Origin of the sequence: uncultured Martelella sp. (assembly GCF_963677965.2) — a bacterium.
GTDB lineage: Bacteria > Pseudomonadota > Alphaproteobacteria > Rhizobiales > Rhizobiaceae > Martelella > Martelella mangrovi.
Map to the genome: position 1 here is coordinate 1326914 of NZ_CAXXFM010000001.1, position 19341 is coordinate 1346254.

Consider the following 19341-nt stretch of genomic DNA (forward strand, 5'->3'; position numbering starts at 1 on the left):
GGCATCGGCTCTGGTCTGATTGCCGATGGGCACCTCTACCACGGCGCCAACGGCACTACCGGTGATATCGGTCACATCCAGCTCAACCGGGAAAGGGCACCGCTTTGCCGTTGCGGCAAGGTTGGCTGTATTGAGGCCCATGCCGCCGGATGGGCGATCGCGCGCGAATTGCCTTCAAGGCAGAGGATACGCACTCGGCGAGTGTGGTTGCCGATGTCGTGAGTATTCTCAATCCCAGAACGATCAGGATCGGCGGCACGCTGGCCGCATCGCAGGAACACCTGGTCGCGGGCGTGCGCGAGCGGGCTTATCAACGCTGTCTGCCGCTGGTGACCTGATCATCGAAGCCGCATCCCCGAGTGAAATCGGGCGCCTGACGGGCCTGCCGTTCTGCTGAAGCAGAACGTGCTCACAAGAGATGGCTCCGCACTCCTGCTGAAGCGGTATCAGGAATGGCGCTTGGAAGATTTCGACAACAAATAGTCCCTGGAATCCAGCAAACCGAATGACGCCGGCAGGGCGGGGTCATTCGGCTCGCCTTGATGGACATCCCCATTCAAGCCTGGTTGTTGCTCAAACTCTGCTTATTGGGGGTCCTCCCCCTAAACCGAAGCAGGGAACGGATCAGCGGAACCGCCAGCGTCAGTATGGCCGCCGTCAACAGTACAACGGTGATTGGACGCGTGTAGAGGAAGTCATAGCTGCCGCCTGAAAGCGAGAGCGCCCGGCGAAAGTTCGCTTCGGCCATAGGGCCCATGATCAACGCGAGAACAATCGGGGAGGCAGGGAACCCCCATTTCTGCATGAAATATCCGACCACGCCCGCAGCAAGCATGATGTAGACGTCAAACATCGAGTTATTCAGGGCATAGGTGCCCACGATGCAGAGCGCCAATATCGCCGGCGTCAGGATGGAGCGCGGAACCTGGAGCACGCGACCGAGAATGCGCATGGCGCCGAAGGACATGAACACCATGACAGCGTAGCAGAAAAGCATACCGACAAAGAGGGTGAAAACCAGATTTGCATGTTCCTGGAACAGCAGAGGCCCGGGCTGCAGACCTTGCAGAGTAAGAGCGCCGAGCATGATTGCCGTTACCGCATCGCCGGGAATGCCCAGTGTCAGCATGGTCAGAAGCGCACCACCGGTACAGCCGTTTGCGCCGGCCTCACAGGCGGCCACGGCCGTGACCTCACCCTTTCCGTAATTTTCCGGTGTTTTTGAGAACCGGCGAGCCTCATTATAGGCCACATAGGCAGCGATGTCCGATCCGGCGCCGGGGATCATGCCGATCATGGTGCCCATGCCGGCCGAACGGAAAACAGTCAGCAAAAGCCCTTTATAGACCTTCCATGGCGGCAGCAGACGGCCCAGCGCCGCTTTTGTCTTCAGGCTTACAGCGGCTTTCTCCAACGTGGAGAATGCCTCGGCAGCCGCAAACAACCCGATCATGACCGGAATGAAAGGCACCTGGTAAAGTTCGGTAAAGCCACCGGTGAAGCGAGGAAATCCTCCCATCGGATCCATCCCGACGGTGGCAAGGAGCAGACCGAGAAAGCCGGCGATCAACCCTTTGATTGGCGATCGTCCGGAAATTCCCGAAATGATCGACAGACCGAAAGCAGCAAGGGCGAAGGATTCTGCCGCGCTGAAATTAAGGGCGAAGCGCGCAATGATCGGCCCCAGAAAGATCAACACGATCACACTGCCGGTCCCGCCGAGAAAGGCGGAGATCGCGGCCGTTCCGAGCGCCAGACCCGCCTTGCCCTTTTTCGTGAGCTCATAACCGTCGAGTGCTGTGGCGGCCGCAGCCGGCGTACCGGGGATACGCAGCAGGATCGCAGTTGCCGTTCCCCCATGAACGGCGCCGAAAAAGACGCCGCAAATCATCAGGAGGCCGGAAATCGGGTCCATTCCGAAGGTGAAGGGGAGCATGATGGCAACGCCCATGGCCGCTGTCAGGCCGGGCATTGCGCCGATGACGATGCCGAGCGCCACGCCGCAGACAGCAAGCACAAGCGCGAACGGATTGGCGGCCAGATTGGCAACGCCCTGCATGAGCATATCGAGCTGATACATATCGTTTTTCCTTCTTCAGGCTCGACTTATTCGAAGAAGCTGCCCATCGGCAGCGGAACCATCAAACCGCGCGCGAAGGCGACATAGATGACGGCGGTCAGCCCGATCGCGATCAGGGCGTTGACGACGACATTGCGGCGGCCCATCAACCACATCAGCGAAAAAAGAAGGATCGCCGCCGGGATCGGATAGCCGACGAAGTTGATCGCCGCCACGCAGATGCAGGTTATCACCACGCCGAGCACAACATTGGCGTATCGCGGCGTTTCGTCTTCAGTCTCGGCCGCAACGAGTTCGGCGCGGAACGCCTGAACAACCATGATGATGCACAGAGCGATCAGAATTGTCGCGAAGATCACGGGAAAACGGCCGGGGCCCACATCGGCGCTGAGACGGATCTGGGGAAAATTTCGGGTTTCGAGAATGGCTAGAACGGAGATGATGCTCAGGACAATCGCGATAACGACGAGGGCAATCCTCTCGCCCCGCGTAATGGTCTGACGTGTTGGGTTGGTCTGGTTCGTTTCAGTCACTGCCGTTCCTCCCGGCTGCCGGAGAGACCCGGCGCATAGGCGCCGGGTCCGTAAAAGTGGTTATCAGTTCTGGGTGAGGCCAATACGCGGAACGAGGTCGGCGAAGAAGGCATCGTCATGCTGGATCGCTTCTTCGAATTCCGGCGCGTCAAGATAGGCGAAGGTCATCTTCATGGCTTTCATCTGCTCCTGGAAGGACTCTTCCTCGACGACGGTCTTGACGAGTTCGCGCAGAGTGTTGACGACATCTTCCGGCGTGCCCTTGGGCGCAAACAGGCCGCGCCAGGTGCCGACATTGACGTCATAGCCGAGTTCCGTCAGCGTCGGGACGTCCGGATAGAGTGCCGAACGATGATCGTCCATGACGGCAAGAATACGGAGCTGTCCGGCATCGACATAGTTCGAGACTTCCGCCGGCGAGACGCTGACAGCCTCGATATGGCCGCCAAGCAGCGCTGTAACGGCGGGGTTGGCGCCGTCAAAGGGCACGTTGTTGAACTCGGCGCCCGCTGCTTCACCGAAAGCGGCGGCGGCCAGGTGATAGATCGCGCCTGTGCCGGAATTGCCGACGCGGATCTTGCCGGGCTCTTCCTTGGTTGCAGCCAGGAATTCCTCAAGCGTCTGCCAGGGCGAATCCGCACGCACCGTGATGGCGGCCGGTTCGGCGTTCAGCCGCGCGATCGGCTGGAAGGAGTCGGCCTGGAACGCTGCAAGGCCCAGATGCGGCAGCGTTGTGATTTCAACGAAACCCATGGCAATGGTATAGCCGTTGGGCCGCGCGGCCATCAGCTGGGTCAGTCCGACCGCGCCGCCGCCGCCGGCCTTGTTGACGACGCCGAGCGCCTGCGGAAAGACCTTGTTGGCATGATCGGCGAAGGCACGGGTCAGCAGATCGGTACCGCCGCCGGCAGCCGTCGGGACGATGACTTCTACAGGCCGTGAGGGATAGTCTGCCGCAGGGGCGGCTGTTACAAGCGAAGCCACGCCAAGGAGCGCGCCAGCGAATGCAGGAAGAAATTTCAATTGAACCTCCCAGGGTTACTTTTTGAGGTGCGCCCAGACGGGCGCAGGGTTGCGAAGGTCGGGAAGGCTTTCGCGGTTGAAGCGATCCGCACCGGGCTGCCAGAAAAGGTGACAGCCCCCGGCGCGGATCGCCGGGTTTCGCTTCAGCCCGACGCGCGGGCGAAAGAAGCGGATGAAAACAGTCCAAGTGCGGCGGCAAAGCGATGAAGCCCTGCAGGCGCGGTGTTTCCGAGCAGGATTGGCGCGCAACCGCAAACAATCCTGATCCCCTCGACATAACGGGCGCAGAGATCGCCATCGCCGATAACGGGAAGCGACACGCTTTCCGTCATCCGCGCGCCAAACCTGTTGCGCGCCGAGACAAGCTCGTGACCGATGACGATACCGGAGAGATAATCGGCAAGCGCGGCATGCTCCATGCGGCCGAAAAGGCCGAGCGTGCGGGCCGAGAACACCTGGTGGGCGAGATCGCCCGGCCCGCTTTCCAGCGCCAGACCTATTCCCTTGGCGAAGGCCCCGGCGGCAACATCCGCAGCAGGTTTTTCACCATCAGGCATCAACCGCCCCAAAATCGTGGCGCGCCTGAGCGCACTGAACAGCTCGCCGGTCATATAGCTGTGAAAGGCCTCGATGCTGCCGTCCTTCACTTCCACCCATTTGGAATGGGTGCCGGGCAGCACGATCAGGCGCTCGGAATCGGTATTGGCATCATCGCCGAGTGCGCCGGCGATCTGAATTTCTTCACCGCGCATAACATCGGGACGGCCATTTGCCGGATCGTAGCTCAGACCCGGCGCGATCATGATTTTGACGCCGAGTGGCGCATTTACGCTGACAGCTTGCGAGGCGAGGCTGTGTGTGTCGGCAGGACATGGCACATAGGGCGCCTCGCGCCAGCCTTGCGCACTGCCAACCATGCCGCAGGCAACCGCCGCCTGGATGTGGTGGCGCTCCACCCATTCTCCACACATGGAAACGAACGCCTGTTCGAAGCCCTGCGGGCCGGAAGCCGGCAGGTTCTGAATTCCATGCCGGCTGGCACGGGTTTCCAGCACCTTGCCGTCCTGATCCATGAGAAAGCCCCTCAGGCTGGATGTACCCCAATCGAGCGCTATCAGCGCAGCCATTCCTGTTACTCCTTTGGTTTCCAGCCGAGTTCGGCGGAAATCGCATCTGCCGTGGCTCTGACCGACGGCCCGAGTGAACGCATGCGTTCTTCCGGCATGTACGGCACCGCACTGGCGATACTGATACCGGCCACGGCCTCGCCACGGACATCAAAAACCGGTGCTCCGACACAACGGATGCCCAGTTCGTTTTCCTCGAAATCGAGTGAGAAGCCCTCCGCGACATAGGCGTCCATGCCCTGTTCGAATTCGCTCCACGGCGCCAGCTGTGGCCGCTCCTCGCTCTGGGCGCTGAAGGCGCAAGCCTGTTCGTAAAGGCCCTTCCAGGTCGATTTCGGCAGGCCGAGCATCAGCCCCTTGCCGACGCCGGTCGATGCGGCGGGCATGCGCTTGCCGATGCGCGAGCGCATTTCGAGGCCGCGGCGACCGGGGATCTTGGCGAGATAAAACAGCGTTGCCCCATCGAGTTCGGCAAGATGGACAGTATCACTGGTCTTGCGGGCCAGCGCCTCAAGATGCGGCTTTGCCAGTGCGACCAGCGGGCGCTGTTCCAGCCCCGCCATGCCAAGCCGGATGAGCTTGGGCCCGATCAGGTAGCCGCTATAGGGCACATGATGAAGATAGCCCTCGGCAACCAGATTGCCGAGTATGCGATGAACTGTGCTGCGGGGCTTCCCGATCGCCGCGGAAATCCCCTTCACGTCGGAGATCCCGTCCGCCACGCATTCGAGAATGGCGAGGCCGCGGCTCAGCGTCTGCGTGCCGGCGGGGGCGCTTTTCGGGCCATCTATAGGGTTTTTGTCTTCGGTTGGCGTCATTGGTTTGTACCTTTGCCTCTGTCCTACTGCTACGCAATAAGTGTGTCAAATAAATTATTTATTGTTCACTATATGAGACATTACAGCAAAAGGAAAGAGAAAACCACCCCCTTCGCGCCTGCCGGCGCGAAGGAATAATTCAGGCAATCTGGTCTGAAAAACCGGTTTCGGAGGCGGCAGATACCCGGTTATTGCGGCACTTTGGCCGGAATCGGCCGGCCGGCAAAATGGGCCGCCAGGTTTTCGGCGAAGAGATCCGACATCGCCTTGCGCGTTTCGTTGGTGGCGCTTGCCATATGCGGCGTCAGCACAACGTTATCGAGCGCCTTCAGCGCGTCCGGCACATGCGGCTCGTTCTCGAAGACGTCAAGCGCCGCGCCCGCGATCGTTCCGTTCTGAAGGGCTGCGATCAGCGCGGCCTCGTCAACAACCGTTCCGCGCGCAACGTTGATCAGATAGCCCTCGGGACCAAGGGCCGAAAGGACCTTTGCGCTGATGAGACCACGGGTCGACGGGCCGCCATAGGTGGTGGCAACGAGAAAGTCGACATTGGCCGCCAGTTCTTCCGGCGTCTGATGAAAACGATAGGACACGCCGTCGATCGGCGCGCGATCGGTATAGGCGATATCCATGGAAAACGCTTCTGCGCGTCTGGCAATAGTCGTACCGATCCGTCCGAGGCCGACAATGCCGAGGCGTGATCCGCTGACCTTTTTCGTAAACGGAAAGCCGCCATCGACCCATTTGCCTTCGCGAACAAAACGATCGGCAACCGGTGTACGGCGGGCGACTGAAAGCATCAGGCCGATGGCATGATCGGAAACGTCATCCGTCAGAACGCCGGGCGTGTGGGTGACGATAACGCCCTGCCTGTGGGCGGCGGCGGCATCGACGCCGTCATAGCCAACGCCGAAAACCGACAGGATTTCGAGATTGGGAAATTGAGCAATGAAGTCGGCGGTGACGGTCGATTCGCCATTGGCGGCAAGCGCACGGATACGGGGAACAAGCGCCTCGAAGTCACCGCGCGCCACGACGTCGTCGTAGCGGTGATAGGCGTAGGTTTCCTCCATCTGGCGGTCGAGCCCGGGCGGCAGCGGCGCGACGGAAAGCACATCGATAGGCATTCTGATTTCCTTATTGGGCAAAGCTTCGCCGGCGGGGTCGGCTGATATCTCCCGGCCCGTCCCCAGCGATGATGATGGGGAGCGCTTCGCCAGCCGTAGCATTGCAGAAGCGCTCGCTTTGATGCGCCGAACTTAGCCGGATGTACCGGTGATCCGGCGATATTCGGCCACCAGCGCTCTGGCGGACACGGCGATTTCCTCAACGGATTTTCCGGATTTATAGAGCGTCGAGCCGAAGCCGAAGCCGGCAGCGCCCTTCTCCATGAAGGCCGCCATATTGGTGACATCGACGCCGCCGACGGGCAGAAGTCGCGTTCCCTTCGGAAGGACAGCCTTGATGTCCGGCAGGTACCCAGGCCCCATGCGCCCGGCGGGGAAGATCTTCACCGCGCTGGCGCCGGCCTTCAGCGCCTGAAAGCATTCCGTCGGCGTCAGCGCGCCGGGCATGGTCGCCATGCCGTAGGAAACGGCTTTGCCGATAACGGCAGGATCGACATTCGGCGACACCATCAGCGTGCCGCCGGCATCGTGAAGCCGGTCGACATCGTCGGTCGTCAAGACGGTTCCCGCCCCGACAAGGACATTGTCGGGCAATCTGGCCGCAAGCCTGGCGATCGACGTGAAGGGATCGGGCGAATTCAGCGGCACTTCGATAAAGCGGAAGCCTGCGTCAATGACCGCATCAGCCACCGCATCGACCTCATCGACGGTAACACCGCGCAGGATGGCGACAAGCGGCATGGCCGCAAATGCGTCGTCCAGAATATCAAGACCTTCTACCATTCTGCGATGCTCCCGTCTTCATGCCGCCAGATCGGATTGCGCCAGCGGTGTCCTTCCTGCGAACGTTCGATAATCTTCTCCTCGTCGATGCTGACGCCGAGGCCGGGCTGGTCGAGAACGGGCAGATAACCGTTCTCGATCTTCAGCGGCGTCGGGTCTGTCACATAATCGAGGACGTCATTGCCCTTGTTGTAATGAATGCCCATCGACTGTTCCTGGATGAAGGCATTGTGGGAAATGAAGTCGAGCTGCAGCGAGGCGGCAAGCGCGATCGGGCCGAGCGGGCAATGCGGCGCAAGCGCGACATCATAGGTTTCCGCCAGCGTCGCGATCTTCATACCCTCGGTGATGCCGCCGCAATGGCAGAGGTCAGGCTGGACGATATCGACCATGCGAGCTTCCATGACGGCGCGGAAATCATAGCGGGTGAACATGCGTTCGCCGGTGGCGATCGGGTAGGAAAGTCCGGAGGCGATCTGCGGCAGGCAATGGAGCTGCTCGGTAAGCACCGGCTCTTCGACAAACAGCGGCTGGATCGGCTCCAGTTCGCGCAGCAGCGTCTTAGCCATCGGGCGATGGACGCGGCCGTGGAAATCAATCGCGATGCCGACATCGGGACCAACGGCTTCGCGCGCCTCGGCGGCACGAGCCACCGCTTCATCCACCTTGCGGTGGCTGTCAACGATCTGCATTTCCGGGGTGCCGTTCATCTTGAAGGCAGTGAACCCCTTGGCGACGACGTCCTTCGCCTGACGGCCGATATCGCCGGGACGATCACCGCCGATCCAGCAATACATGCGCATCCTGTCACGCACCGCACCGCCGAGCAGCTGGTGCACCGGCACGCCAAGCGCCTTGCCCTTGATGTCCCAGAGCGCCTGATCGATACCGGCGATCGCGCTCATCAGGATCGGCCCGCCGCGGTAGAAACCACCGCGGTAAAGCATCTGCCAGATATCCTGAATATTGCGCGGGTCCTTGCCGATCACATAATCGGCGAGCTCCTCGACGGCGGCCTCCACGGTGGCGGCACGGCCTTCGATGACAGGTTCGCCCCATCCGGCTATGCCTTCGTCCGTCTCGATCTTGAGAAACATCCAGCGCGGGGGCACCTGCCAGGTTTTGAGTGCGGTGATCTTCATGTCCACGTCCTTTTATTCGCACGATGCCGGCCTGACCGGCGTGCAGGATGCCAAGGACATATGTCTTTGCACCCGCAAACCATCAGGTCGCAGGTGGTGTTTTAGGCTTAGACAGAAATTATGTCAAATAATGATTTTATATCTCATATAATGAGATATTCGTCAATAGATTGCAGATGAATTTTGTGTCAGGGCCAATCGCCCGCACAAGATTGACGGTATCGTGTCCCCGGAATTCAGGGTCAGCATGCGGCAAGGCGCGTTGCGAAATCCGCGCGCATACCGGCCAGAGATCCGCGATCTGTCGTCGTGGGTCTGAACTCGAAACCGATGCGTCCTGCATAATGATTGTCGCGCAGCCAGCGGAGCCGCCGGACCAGGTCGACCGAGCCGCTGCCCGGTTCATGCCTTCCGGGATGGTCTGCAACATGGACGTGGACGATCTTGTCGACATGGCCCGAAAGCGTTTCCTCGAATGGCTCATCCATGACGGCGGAGTGATAGAGATCATAGACGACACCGACCTCTGCCCGCCCGACCCTTTCAATGACCTCAAACGCCTCGGACGTCGAATCGAGGAAATAGCCCGGGTGATCGACACGGGTATTGAGTGGCTCAAGACCAAGGCGCACACCGGTCCCGGCGAGAATGTCGGCGGCCTGCCGCAACGCACGGACAAGCGCCTCTGCTTGCGACCGCCGGTCGGTTCCCGGCATCACATCGCCGGCCTGGGCAATGAGGACCGGCGCTCCCAGCCGTTCGGCAACCGCCATGGATTGCTCAAGACCCGCCAGCCATTTCGCGTGGTTTGCCGGATCCGTCAGCGCGATCAGCGGTTCGACCACGCAACCGGCCACCGCAATGCCGTGTTCCTCCGCCACACGAGAGATGGCGTCGATATCCTTGTTCGACCACAGCCAGAACTCGAAAGCATCGAAGCCCGCTTGTGCCGCGCGGGTGATACGGTCGACAAACACATCGGAGGGCTCGGCAAAAAGCCATTCGAGACAGGCGGAAAATTCAGGTTTCGACATGACGGTCCTCATCTGGTGTGGCGCGGGCTGCTATCTGTATGGCATTCAGCCGGATAGTGAAGCGGCTTTGAGAAGCCCTGCCTTTCTGGCAACCAGATAGAGCCCGGAGGGGGATGCGTCGTCGATATATTCGGCAGGCGGACCACCAAGAACCCGCAAGGCTTTCTGATAACGGTCGCAAAGAGCCTGCTCACCAATCAATATCAACGGAGCGTCCGGATCTGTCCGCCGCCCCAGACCCGCCGCCATCTCGTTGCCGATCAGCAATCCGGAAAGGTATTCGCTGAGGACATTCCCGGCCAAATCGCCGGTCAGCCCGCGCGTTCGCACCCCGAACAGGAGATGCTGAAGACGGTCCGGTTCTGCCGCCGAGGCCGCCACGCCCTCTACGAATGCCGCAGCCGTAGCGTTTCTTTCCGCAGGCGTTTCAGACATCAGACGCCCCAGTATCGAATGGCGCGCAAGCACCGAAAACAGCTCACCGGTCATATAGGTGGTGAAGTCGACGACCCTGCCCCGGGAGACGCGAACCCATTTTGAGTGTGTGCCCGGCAGAAGAAACTCGGCGTTGACGCCAAGCTTGGGGTTTTGCGCAAGAGCGCCTGCGATCTGGATTTCCTCGCCCCGCATGACATCCGGCTGACCGTGGCCGGGGCGGCAGATCATGCCGGGCGCGATCACGACATCCTCTCCGATCGCGGTCGTGACGCGGACCGAAGCATCCGCCAGTTGGGTAAAATCGGCCGGGCAGAGAATATATGGCGCCTCCTTCCAGCCCTGGGCGCTGCCGACCATGCCGCCGGCGATCACCGGGAGACCCTCCGGCCAGCCTGCGCGGATATCGGAAAAGGCTTTCTCGAACCCGACTTCGCCCGGCTGCGGCAGGTTCTGAATGCCGCAATTGTTTGACCGCGCATCCAGAACCGCGCCGTCACAATCCATGAGATAGGCACGAAGGGCCGACGTGCCCCAGTCGAGCGCGATCAGCGACGCCTGCCCCCCTTTCGCGTCGCCGGTCATGATCGAATACGCTCCCCGTTCGCCGGTTCGAAGAAGTAAAGCCGATCCTCCGGCAAGCGGATCCGGATTTCCTCGCCGATCGCGGCCTTGATGCGCTCGTGAAGCACGATCGCCAGGCTCTGCCCCTCGACCGAAACGACCAGGTGGGTATCTGCCCCCATAGGCTCCAGGGCTTCGACCTTCGCAGGCAGGCCGTCTGCTTCGATACGCACCTGCTCCGGCCTGATGCCAACTGTCACCGGCCCGGCATGTGTTCCCGGCATGCCTGCCGGAAAGCTCAGCTCATCATTTATTGTAATCCGGCCCGTCGCTGGATCGACCGATCGCGCTTCTAGAAAATTCATCGATGGCGATCCAAGGAAGCCGGCGACGAAACGATTATCGGGATCGTCATAAAGATCGAGCGGCGAACCCATCTGTTCGATCACGCCGTCACGCATGACGACGATCTTGTCAGCCATGGTCATCGCTTCTACCTGATCATGGGTGACGTAGATCGTTGTGGTCTTCAGCCGCTCATGCAGCGCCTTGATCTCGATGCGCATCTGCACGCGGAGTTTCGCATCAAGGTTCGACAGCGGTTCGTCGAACAGGAAGACTGAAGGGTCGCGGACGATCGCACGCCCCATGGCAACCCGCTGACGCTGGCCGCCCGATAGCTGTCCGGGATAACGTTCCAGAAGATCGTTCAGCCCCAGAATGTCGGCGGCGCGGTTGACCTTCTCGTCGAACTCGGCTTTCCCGGCTTTGCGCAGGCGCAGCGAGAACCCCATGTTCTGGGCCACCGTCATGTGGGGATAAAGCGCGTAGTTCTGGAACACCATTGCGATGTCGCGTTCCTTGGGCGCTAGGTCGTTCAAGACCCTGCCGTCGGATGAGAGCTTGCCGCCGGTAATCGGTTCGAGCCCTGCGATCATGCGCAAAAGCGTCGATTTCCCGCAACCGGACGGGCCGACCAGCGTGACGAACTCGCCATCCCTTATATCAATGGACACGCCATGCAGAACCTCATGGGCACCGTATGACTTGCGAACCTTGTCGATCGTGATTGAAGCCATGATTTTTGACCTCCCGTAAGCGGAGCGGCGTCAAAACCGCCAGGCGCTCATTGTCCTTCAACGCACCGGTGAAATCGGTTCTACCGGAACTGCTCCTGAATTAATCTTCCGACGGGCAGCGGAGAGACGCTCCTCACGCTCCGCTGCCCCTTTTCCCGGACCTATTCCGGCCAGCGATCATCCGGCCGCCAGAAGGCGAGCTTCGGCGTGTTCCACTGATCTGTCGGCAAAAACGCGGTACCGGGCGTCCTGAGATTTTCCTCGATCGCCTCGTAGTTCAGGTCGACACCGAGGCCCGGCTTTTCAGGAACCTTCACGTAACCGCCATCCATGTAGTTGTCGTCGAGGCCGGTCACGAGCGATTTCCAGAATGGCAGGTCCAGCCCGTGATGCTCGAGCGCGAGGAAACTTGAGATCGCCGTCGCGCAATGAACGTTCGCCATGAAGGCGATTGGCGAGCCGGCGAAATGCAGTGCTGTCGGAATACCCGCTTCCTCGGCGTCGTCGGCAATGCGCTTGGTCTCCAGCATACCGCCGGAGGTGAGGAGGTCGGGATGAATGATGTCGAAGGCGCGCATTTCGATCGCTTCCTTGAAGCCGGCGCGCAAAAACAGTTCCTCGCCGGCGGCAATCGGGGTCAAAAGCGCGTCGGCGACGCGCTTGTGGGCGGCCATGTCGAAGAAGGGAACCGGATCCTCGATCCAGACGAGGTCATAGGGCTCAAGCGCCTTGCCGAAGCGGATCGCCTCATCGGTCATCATATAGCCCTGGCCGAAATGGTCGACACAGAGCTGGATGTCGGGCCCGACGGCCTTGCGAACGGCGGCGACGACTTCGACGGCGTTCTGGATGCTCTTTTCCGTCAGTTTGACGCCGCGGCCCGCGCCCGGTGCCTTGAAGATACTGGCTGGCCAGAAGTCGTAGTCATAGGGCGCATCATGGCCGATCAGGATCTTCTCATCGCGCTCGAACAGGCTCGGGCGCAGGTCGAACTTGATGAAGGTGAGGCCCATGTCGCGGCGGCCTTCGACGGCCTTGACGAAGTCCTCGACGCTCGGATTGTCCGGCGTCGGCGTGTCGCCGTAGAGACGCACGCGGTCCCGGTATTTGCCGCCGAGAAACTGGTAGCACGGCACGCCATAGATCTTGCCGATCAGATCCCAGAGCGCGATCTCGATGCCGGAGACGCCGCCGCCCTCACGGCCCCAGCTGCCGAATTTCTTCATCACGTTGAACAGCATGTCGACGTTGCAGGGGTTCTGGCCGATCAGCATGCTCTTGAACTGCAACGCATTCTCGACATGGCCGGCATCGCGAACCTCGCCAATGCCATAAACGCCCTGATTGGTGTCGATGCGCAGGATTGGATAATCGTAGTTCGATGCGACCACCGCCAGCCGCATGTCGGTGATCCTGATGTCGGTGGGCCGTGAATGGGTGTTCACGGCGTCCTCGACGCGGCCGATTTCTTCGTTTTCCCTCGTGTTTGCAGACATGTCTGACCTCTTGAATGTTCGGGGATTTGTATTGTCGTCGCATCGCCGGGCTCAGGCCGGGCGATGCGGATATTTCGGATTCATGTATTCGACGGCGCCGTCGAGCAGCGTCAGCATTTCGGCGCGGGCATGATCGTCGAGCGCCCGGTAGCCGGTCTGACGCCAGTGGGCGCCGGCAATGATGCCGCGCGCCTTTTCGACCTCCTTGCAGAGCGGAATGCCGTAGGTCGCCTCGTAGTCGAGGAGTGGCAGCAGGCAGCGGAAGATCGTCCGGGCAAGCGCCATGTCACCGGCCTCGATCGCGGTCCACAGCGCCACATGCACATCGGCAAATTCGCAGGCCGGCATGGTGCCGCAGATGCCGTGCGGCAATTCCTCCATCAGCGTCTTGCCGGCACGTCCGCCCATGACGCCGATCAGCCGGTCGCCCGCGAGCGCCTTTACCTCGCCGGTCATTTGTGCCGGATAGGCCGTCTCCTCCTTGATGAAACGGGCGTTCGGCAGTTCATTGACGAGTTCGACGAGAAGCTCGGCGCTCATCACCGTAGCGCCCAGGCCAATCGCATTCTGAAGTATCAAAGGAAGGTCACTCGCCGCGCTGATCGCCTGGTAGTGCGCCTTGATCTCCGCCCGGTTTGCCGGATGGAAGGTCGGCGGCATGGCCATGATCGCGTCGGCGCCGATCGCGCCGGCATGGTCTGCAAAACCGGCAGACATGCGCCAGTGATTGGCGGAAACGCCGACGACGGTCTGGGCCCGGCCTTTCGCCTCTTCGACGACGATTTCCGCAACACGCCGGCGCTCGGCGTCGGAAAGATAACCGACCTCGCTGGCATTGGCGGTGGACACAACGCCGTGGACGCCGCTGTCGAGGCAGAATCGGAGCGTGCTGCGCAGGCCATCCTCGTCGATGGCGAGGTCTTCGGTAAAGGGCGTCGTGACAATGACGAAGATGCCCCGGAACGTATTGCGATCCATCTTGATGTCTCTTTGGTTTCGTTGTTTGCGGTCCGGCCCCTTACGAGGCCGACAGCGCCCCCTTGGTCATGCCGCTGACCAGGAAAGGCTCGAGCAGAATGAACAGAATGATCGCCGGCACGACGGAGAGCGTTCCCGCCGCCATCAGCAATTGCCAGTCCACCGACTGTTCGCCGACGAAGGACTGCATTCCGACGGTCAGCACCTGTTTTTCGGGCGAGGAGATCAGCGTGCGGGCGAAGATGAACTCCGACCAGCTGGTGAGGATCAGATAGACGCCCGAAGCCGCGAGCCCCGGCTTGGTCAGCGGCAGGATGACAATCCTCAGCGCCTGCAGCTGGCTGGCGCCATCGATCATTGCAGCCTGTTCCAGCTCTCGAGGAATGCGGTCGAAAAATCCCTTCATCAGCCAGGTGGCGAGCGGAATGCCCACCGTCATGTTGGCGAGGATCAGGCCGATATAGGTGTCGAACAGCCCGATATTGTTGTAGATGATGAACAGCGGAATGAGGATCAGCGTCGCCGGAATGAGCTTGCTGATCAGAAGGCTGGCACCGAGCGCCTGCTGCGGACGGCTGGTAAATCGTGACAGCGAATAGCCGGCAAGCGTCGCAAGCACCAGGCTGATGGCCGAACTTCCGATCGATATGATCAGGCTGTTGATCGTCCAGCTGAGAAACGGCCGGGCACGGAAGACTTCCGCGAAAGCGGAAAAACTGACCCGCGAGAAATCCGGCAAAAGGGACGGGTTGCGCGACAGGATGGCGTCGGTCGGCATGATCGCCGTCATCACCATCCAGTAGAATGGAAACAGCGTCACGATCGCGACGAGGACGAGAATCGCCCAGCTGATGAAACGTCTCAATGTCATCACGGCATCTCCTATTTGAACTTCGAGCGCTGTGCGAAGATGGTGAAGATGGCGCCGATCATCAGCGCGACGATGATCATCACCGTGCCGACTGCTGTGGCGGTGCCCATGCGGAAATAGTTGAAAGCCTCACGGTAGACGTAGAGCGACATGGTTTCCGTCGCATGCGCCGGTCCACCGCCGGTGGTGCCGAAGACGATATCGACATCGCGGAAGATGCCGAGCGCGCTGATCATCAGCACCAACATCGACGGACCGCGAATCCCCGCCCATGTGATGAAGCGGAACTTCTGGATATGCGTGGCGCCATCGACATTCGCGGCCTCGTAGAGTTCGCGCGGGATCGACTGCAGCGCGGCAAGAACGGTGAGCGTGATCATCGGATAGGATTTCCAGATGGTCGGCACCATCACCGATATCAGCGCGGTGCGCCTGTCGACGAACCACGGGAAATCGGCTGACAGGATGCCAAGGTCACGCAGCATGGCGTTGAAGACGCCATAGGAGGAATCGAGGATCCAGAGGAACATGATGCCGAGCACGATACCGGGCACTGCCCAGGGGATGAGCACGATGGTGCGCAGGATCCGGTTGCCCGGCAGGCGTTCGTTCAGAAGAAGCGCGATCCCAAGCCCGATGGCATAGGCGATCGCGATACTGCCACCGACATAAACCACCGAGACGAAGACGCTGTTCCAGAACTGAGGATCCGACAGTACTCTGACGTAATTTCCGAACCCCAGAGGCAGATCGTGAATGCGCGCGAAATTCATCACGCGGCCCTCGCGCAGCGAGATGTCGACGACCTGATAAAGCGGATAGAGAATGAGCGTCAGCACGCCGAGTGCTGCTGGCAGGATAAGGGAATAGGATAAAATTTGCTGCCGGCGATAGAAGTTCAAGCGCGTTCCGGCCTGGCTACCGTGCTCGGCATCCGAAGACATGGACATGGGCTTTTCCCGAATTGAGGTTGGATTTCAGCCCGCAGGCCACAGCGGGAGAGAGAGTGCGGCGGCCTGCGGGAGATCAGGTTCAGTCGAGCGGGATCGCCCGTTCGAGCTGGCCTTGAGCGTCCGCCATGATTTCCTCGGTCGGATCATTGGTGGACAGCAGGCGCAGCGCTGCTTCCATCAGGATCGAGGAATACTCGGTGAAATTCGCCTGGATCGGCTGTTCCTTGGGAAACAGCGGCACGGCGTCCAGAGCCGATGCGCTGGCGATGGCAAGATTGGGATGGGCCTCCTCGTCTTCCGGTGTCAGAACATTTGCGGCGCGGCCGGGCGGCTGACCGGTGGTGAGCAGATACGCGCGCTGCCATTCCTCCGAATTGGCAAAGGTAATGAATTTCCAGGCCGCATCCTCGACCTCTTCATCAAGACCCTCGGAAATGTTCATGATCAGGCCGCCGGGGGCCAGTTGCGGATCAAAGGGTAGCCGTCCCATGACAAGCTTCGGACGCATTTCCGGCGTGGCCCGTTCGAGCCAGGACCAGACCCAGGGCCCGTCGATCAGCATTGAGGTCTTGCCATCGATGAACAGTTGACGCGCAACTGACGAATTGTTGCCAAGAGGGGCGTTCTGCCCGACCGTTTCGCGATAGGCATTCATCGCATCGATGACCTCGGGTGAGGTCAGGTTGTACTGGCCGTCCTCGATGAGGTTCGCACCGGCCCAGATGGCATAGCGATGCACGTCTTCCACAGCCGTCGGGTGCTCGGTGGTCACAGCCGACAGCCCGAAAATACCGGCGTCGCGATCCGTCATTTCCGCTGCGGTTTCCTTGAAGCTTTCCCAGCTGTCGGGAACCGGCAGGCCCGCCTCGGCCAGCATGTCCTTGTTATAGAAGAACTGGTAGGCGTTGTTGGACAGGAGAACGCCGCGGGTTGCACCGTCCCATGTCAACGCCTTTTGCGGCGCGGCCCAGTCGGTGGCGATATCCGTGCCTTCAATCCGGTCATCGAGCGGCGCCAGCCAGCCCTGAGCGGCAAACGAGCCGAACAGCTGCTCATTGAGCTGCATGACGGCAGGCGCACGACCGGATGCAAAGCGGATCGTCATCTGCGGCAGGTAATCGGCGAAGGGAATATAGATTTCCTCGATGGAGATATCCGGGTTTTCCTCCTCGAATGCGTCAATCACCGCATTCCACCAGTCCGCATTCCCTGGCTCCTGAAACTGCCAGGATGCGAAGGTAAGATTGACCTGCGCGCTCGCCAATCCCGGAGCGGCTGCAACACCGAGTCCGAAGACAGCTGAAAGCAAGAGCTTTTTCAGCATTCATTCCTCCCTGATTCTTTTCGGGGCCGCGTCTGACGACGCCAACAACCCGCTCCTCAAAAACGCGAAACCGATAAGCAAGCGATCAGAACCACGCTTTTACTTCCGTCGATTTCGTGATGGATCGTGTACTATCGTATCAAACATGTCAATATCGTATCAAATAAATAAATATCGTATGCAATCACCCTTGAGCCGATGACCAAACTTGGCGTAAGGGATGCAATTCGGGCATTGTCCCATCAAATGCGATAAAAGCATCCGATTGGAGAGCCTGCACGCGCTGCGCCGATCGGCCGGTCGCAGAATTTTGCCAGGGTGGATGAAATGAGAAATTCGCGCTTAACCAACAGCCCAGAACTCGGCTTTTCGGACGATAGCGAAACGGTCGAAACAAGCTATATGCGTGTTACGAAGCAGCTGAGAGCGGCAATTATCGCAGGGGAGCTCCCGCAAGACAGCCGCCTCCCAATGGCGGCTCTCGCAGAGCAGTACGGCGTCAGCGTACAGCCCGTGCGGGAAGCCTTGCAGCAGTTGGAGGGAGAAGGCCTGGTACGGATCGTTCCTAACCAGGGTGCCCGGGTTTCGGCGATTGATCGAAATCGCCTGATCTATGCACATGAGATCGGTCAGGCATTGGAAGGGTTCCTCGCAGCGCAATTCGCCGAAGAGGCCTCGCTCTCAGCAATTCGGACTCTTGAATCCATTCAGGTTGATCATGATCGGGCGGCGAATGGGCGGGACTGGCAAGCGATGGATGACGCCAATACTCGGTTTCACAACCTGATCAATTCCTACGGGGGCAATATCGAAGCCGCCCAACTCTTGCGCCGCTATTATTGGCTGAGTCTCGGCTTGATGAACCAAAGCGGACGCAGTGCCGACTTCGCCGAGCGTGTCACCTCCGAACACCACATGATGATTGACGCCTTCCACAAACGGGATGCCTCCACAGCGCGTCGGGTCGCGGAACAACATGTCAAGGCAACGCTTCATGACGTGCTTTCTGCTTTCGAAAAGCTTCAGAAAGACCGCCAAAGAAAGTGAGATTCCGCTGTTGTTCGGTCCCGGCATTTGGTGGACCGGATTAAGTTTGAACCGTTGGGGTTCAGAAGTCCAGATTTTGCAAATGCCGGGACCGAACACCTAGGGGCACGTCCCTCCCCTTGCGCGGGAGATGACCGCGCGCGTCTTGTTCATCGCTTCGATCGCTCTTTGCAACGCCGGAGTTTCGTCCGTCCGGTGTGGCTGAGCCACCTCGACACTGAGGACGATGTCTTTGGGGAGTGCGCGAAGGAGACAGTTGAAATCAAAATCTCCGTCACCGGGCATCAGGCGATTTCCCCGCGCCGTCGCGATGAGGGCTTCGGGCGAAGGATCATATTGCGCAGGGGCATCGCACAGCTGCGCATAATGGACCCACGCGGGGTCAAGCGCCGCGATTTCCTCGAAAGTGGTAGCGGAGCGCTGCACATGCAGAGCATCGATCAAGACGCCTGCTGCGGGATGGTTCACGGCCTGCACCTGCGCCGCCGCCGCGGCAACATCGGGGATATCGGTCCACGGCATGAACTCCAGATCCGCCGTCATCCCATACTGATGGGCCAGTTCGCAAAAGGCGCCGTAGCTGTCGGTCATGCGCGACATGTCCGGGTCGTAGCCCGCGGTCAGGATGTTGCGGGCGCCCAATTCGGCTCCTCGCTCCAGAAAGGCCAGGGTCTCTTTCGGCCGAAAATCGGGCGTGATCCTGATGATCTCGACATCGGCCACCCGTATGCCGGTTTCGAGCACCGCCCGGCGGGTTTCCTCCAGAAGCGCTCTGTCCGTCATGATCGGATACGGCCCGTCGGCACCTGCGGGCAGAAGCCGCAGGCCGACGAAGTCAAAGCCGGCTTCCGCTGCCACGCGCACCGCCTCGGGCGGCGGGAGTTCGGCAACGGTCAGAAAGGCCAGTGAATAACGATATCCCATGTC

General features: G+C 60.3%; 20 protein-coding genes. 3 read left to right on the forward strand and 17 right to left on the reverse strand.

The features are described from left to right. The first annotated feature begins 18 nt into the window (after positions 1–18). Both ACHZCU_RS06350 and ACHZCU_RS06355 read left to right on the forward strand, forming a co-directional pair. Complete coding sequence (locus ACHZCU_RS06350; protein ID WP_319519755.1) at positions 19–222, forward strand: ROK family protein; 204 nt, start codon at positions 19–21, stop codon at positions 220–222. Beyond that, the gene (locus tag ACHZCU_RS06355; protein ID WP_319518100.1) at positions 150–338 is read left to right on the forward strand and encodes a hypothetical protein; all 189 of its coding nucleotides are present in this window, start codon (positions 150–152) and stop codon (positions 336–338) included. The genes ACHZCU_RS06350 and ACHZCU_RS06355 overlap by 73 nt, the downstream gene beginning before the upstream one ends. Before the next feature lie 218 nt (positions 339–556). Here ACHZCU_RS06355 and ACHZCU_RS06360 read toward each other — a convergent pair whose 3' ends face one another. The 16 genes from ACHZCU_RS06360 to ACHZCU_RS06435 all read right to left on the reverse strand — a co-directional run bounded on the left by ACHZCU_RS06360 (position 557) and on the right by ACHZCU_RS06435 (position 17367). Continuing rightward, complete coding sequence (locus ACHZCU_RS06360; RefSeq protein WP_106307765.1) at positions 557–2080, reverse strand: tripartite tricarboxylate transporter permease; 1524 nt, start codon at positions 2078–2080, stop codon at positions 557–559. Positions 2081–2106: 26 nt separating this feature from the next. Continuing rightward, a complete protein-coding gene (locus ACHZCU_RS06365; protein ID WP_106307768.1) occupies positions 2107–2613 on the reverse strand; it encodes a tripartite tricarboxylate transporter TctB family protein in 507 nt (168 codons plus the stop codon). Positions 2614–2676: 63 nt separating this feature from the next. Beyond that, a complete protein-coding gene (locus ACHZCU_RS06370; protein ID WP_106307771.1) occupies positions 2677–3636 on the reverse strand; it encodes a tripartite tricarboxylate transporter substrate binding protein in 960 nt (319 codons plus the stop codon). A 143-nt stretch (positions 3637–3779) separates the two neighbouring features. Then, positions 3780–4763 carry a 2-dehydro-3-deoxygalactonokinase gene (locus ACHZCU_RS06375; RefSeq protein ID WP_319518101.1) on the reverse strand — a complete coding sequence of 328 codons (984 nt, stop codon included), beginning with the start codon at positions 4761–4763 and terminating at the stop codon, positions 3780–3782. A 5-nt stretch (positions 4764–4768) separates the two neighbouring features. Further along, positions 4769–5581: an IclR family transcriptional regulator gene (locus ACHZCU_RS06380; protein WP_319518102.1), complete on the reverse strand. Its 813-nt coding sequence runs from the start codon at positions 5579–5581 to the stop codon at positions 4769–4771. 188 nt (positions 5582–5769) lie between these two features. Next, complete coding sequence (locus tag ACHZCU_RS06385) at positions 5770–6708, reverse strand: 2-hydroxyacid dehydrogenase (RefSeq protein WP_319518103.1); 939 nt, start codon at positions 6706–6708, stop codon at positions 5770–5772. Between the two features lie 132 nt (positions 6709–6840). Further along, a complete protein-coding gene (locus tag ACHZCU_RS06390; RefSeq protein ID WP_319518104.1) occupies positions 6841–7491 on the reverse strand; it encodes a 2-dehydro-3-deoxy-6-phosphogalactonate aldolase in 651 nt (216 codons plus the stop codon). Next, positions 7485–8633 (reverse strand): galactonate dehydratase, encoded by a 1149-nt coding sequence (gene dgoD, locus ACHZCU_RS06395; RefSeq protein ID WP_319518105.1) that lies wholly within the window; start codon positions 8631–8633, stop codon positions 7485–7487. The genes ACHZCU_RS06390 and dgoD overlap by 7 nt, the downstream gene beginning before the upstream one ends. Before the next feature lie 242 nt (positions 8634–8875). After that, positions 8876–9667: a TIM barrel protein gene (locus ACHZCU_RS06400; protein ID WP_319518106.1), complete on the reverse strand. Its 792-nt coding sequence runs from the start codon at positions 9665–9667 to the stop codon at positions 8876–8878. 45 nt (positions 9668–9712) lie between these two features. After that, positions 9713–10687 (reverse strand): 2-dehydro-3-deoxygalactonokinase, encoded by a 975-nt coding sequence (locus ACHZCU_RS06405; protein ID WP_319518107.1) that lies wholly within the window; start codon positions 10685–10687, stop codon positions 9713–9715. Beyond that, positions 10684–11745, reverse strand: coding sequence for a sn-glycerol-3-phosphate ABC transporter ATP-binding protein UgpC (locus tag ACHZCU_RS06410; protein WP_319518108.1), 1062 nt, complete (start codon positions 11743–11745; stop codon positions 10684–10686). Before ACHZCU_RS06410 ends, ACHZCU_RS06405 begins: the two co-directional genes overlap by 4 nt. Positions 11746–11906: 161 nt before the next feature. Beyond that, positions 11907–13241 carry a mandelate racemase/muconate lactonizing enzyme family protein gene (locus ACHZCU_RS06415; protein ID WP_319518109.1) on the reverse strand — a complete coding sequence of 445 codons (1335 nt, stop codon included), beginning with the start codon at positions 13239–13241 and terminating at the stop codon, positions 11907–11909. 51 nt (positions 13242–13292) lie between these two features. Beyond that, entirely contained in the window at positions 13293–14219 is a 927-nt protein-coding gene (locus ACHZCU_RS06420; protein WP_319518110.1) for a dihydrodipicolinate synthase family protein, read from the reverse strand. 40 nt (positions 14220–14259) lie between these two features. After that, a complete protein-coding gene (locus tag ACHZCU_RS06425; protein ID WP_319518111.1) occupies positions 14260–15090 on the reverse strand; it encodes a carbohydrate ABC transporter permease in 831 nt (276 codons plus the stop codon). Between the two features lie 11 nt (positions 15091–15101). Beyond that, positions 15102–16040: a sugar ABC transporter permease gene (locus tag ACHZCU_RS06430; protein ID WP_319518112.1), complete on the reverse strand. Its 939-nt coding sequence runs from the start codon at positions 16038–16040 to the stop codon at positions 15102–15104. An 82-nt stretch (positions 16041–16122) separates the two neighbouring features. Beyond that, a complete protein-coding gene (locus tag ACHZCU_RS06435) occupies positions 16123–17367 on the reverse strand; it encodes an ABC transporter substrate-binding protein (RefSeq protein ID WP_106307806.1) in 1245 nt (414 codons plus the stop codon). A gap of 327 nt (positions 17368–17694) precedes the next feature. On the opposite strand from ACHZCU_RS06435, the gene ACHZCU_RS06440 reads away from it, so the two are divergent. Beyond that, positions 17695–18414 (forward strand): GntR family transcriptional regulator, encoded by a 720-nt coding sequence (locus ACHZCU_RS06440; protein WP_106307809.1) that lies wholly within the window; start codon positions 17695–17697, stop codon positions 18412–18414. 99 nt (positions 18415–18513) lie between these two features. Here the strand turns inward: ACHZCU_RS06440 and ACHZCU_RS06445 are convergent, their stop codons facing one another. Next, positions 18514–19338: a sugar phosphate isomerase/epimerase gene (locus tag ACHZCU_RS06445; protein WP_319518113.1), complete on the reverse strand. Its 825-nt coding sequence runs from the start codon at positions 19336–19338 to the stop codon at positions 18514–18516. Positions 19339–19341 lie beyond the last annotated feature (3 nt).

Coding starts and splice junctions, on each gene's coding strand:
- ACHZCU_RS06355 (WP_319518100.1), top strand. CDS start 150: ATGGGCGATCGCGCGCGAATTGCCTTCAAGGCAGAGGATACGCACTCG.
- ACHZCU_RS06360 (WP_106307765.1), bottom strand. CDS start 2,080: ATGTATCAGCTCGATATGCTCATGCAGGGCGTTGCCAATCTGGCCGCC.
- ACHZCU_RS06375 (WP_319518101.1), bottom strand. CDS start 4,763: ATGGCTGCGCTGATAGCGCTCGATTGGGGTACATCCAGCCTGAGGGGC.
- ACHZCU_RS06380 (WP_319518102.1), bottom strand. CDS start 5,581: ATGACGCCAACCGAAGACAAAAACCCTATAGATGGCCCGAAAAGCGCC.
- ACHZCU_RS06385 (WP_319518103.1), bottom strand. CDS start 6,708: ATGCCTATCGATGTGCTTTCCGTCGCGCCGCTGCCGCCCGGGCTCGAC.
- ACHZCU_RS06390 (WP_319518104.1), bottom strand. CDS start 7,491: ATGGTAGAAGGTCTTGATATTCTGGACGACGCATTTGCGGCCATGCCG.
- dgoD (WP_319518105.1), bottom strand. CDS start 8,633: ATGAAGATCACCGCACTCAAAACCTGGCAGGTGCCCCCGCGCTGGATG.
- ACHZCU_RS06400 (WP_319518106.1), bottom strand. CDS start 9,667: ATGTCGAAACCTGAATTTTCCGCCTGTCTCGAATGGCTTTTTGCCGAG.
- ACHZCU_RS06405 (WP_319518107.1), bottom strand. CDS start 10,687: ATGACCGGCGACGCGAAAGGGGGGCAGGCGTCGCTGATCGCGCTCGAC.
- ACHZCU_RS06410 (WP_319518108.1), bottom strand. CDS start 11,745: ATGGCTTCAATCACGATCGACAAGGTTCGCAAGTCATACGGTGCCCAT.
- ACHZCU_RS06415 (WP_319518109.1), bottom strand. CDS start 13,241: ATGTCTGCAAACACGAGGGAAAACGAAGAAATCGGCCGCGTCGAGGAC.
- ACHZCU_RS06420 (WP_319518110.1), bottom strand. CDS start 14,219: ATGGATCGCAATACGTTCCGGGGCATCTTCGTCATTGTCACGACGCCC.
- ACHZCU_RS06425 (WP_319518111.1), bottom strand. CDS start 15,090: ATGACATTGAGACGTTTCATCAGCTGGGCGATTCTCGTCCTCGTCGCG.
- ACHZCU_RS06430 (WP_319518112.1), bottom strand. CDS start 16,040: ATGTCCATGTCTTCGGATGCCGAGCACGGTAGCCAGGCCGGAACGCGC.
- ACHZCU_RS06435 (WP_106307806.1), bottom strand. CDS start 17,367: ATGCTGAAAAAGCTCTTGCTTTCAGCTGTCTTCGGACTCGGTGTTGCA.
- ACHZCU_RS06440 (WP_106307809.1), top strand. CDS start 17,695: ATGAGAAATTCGCGCTTAACCAACAGCCCAGAACTCGGCTTTTCGGAC.
- ACHZCU_RS06445 (WP_319518113.1), bottom strand. CDS start 19,338: ATGGGATATCGTTATTCACTGGCCTTTCTGACCGTTGCCGAACTCCCG.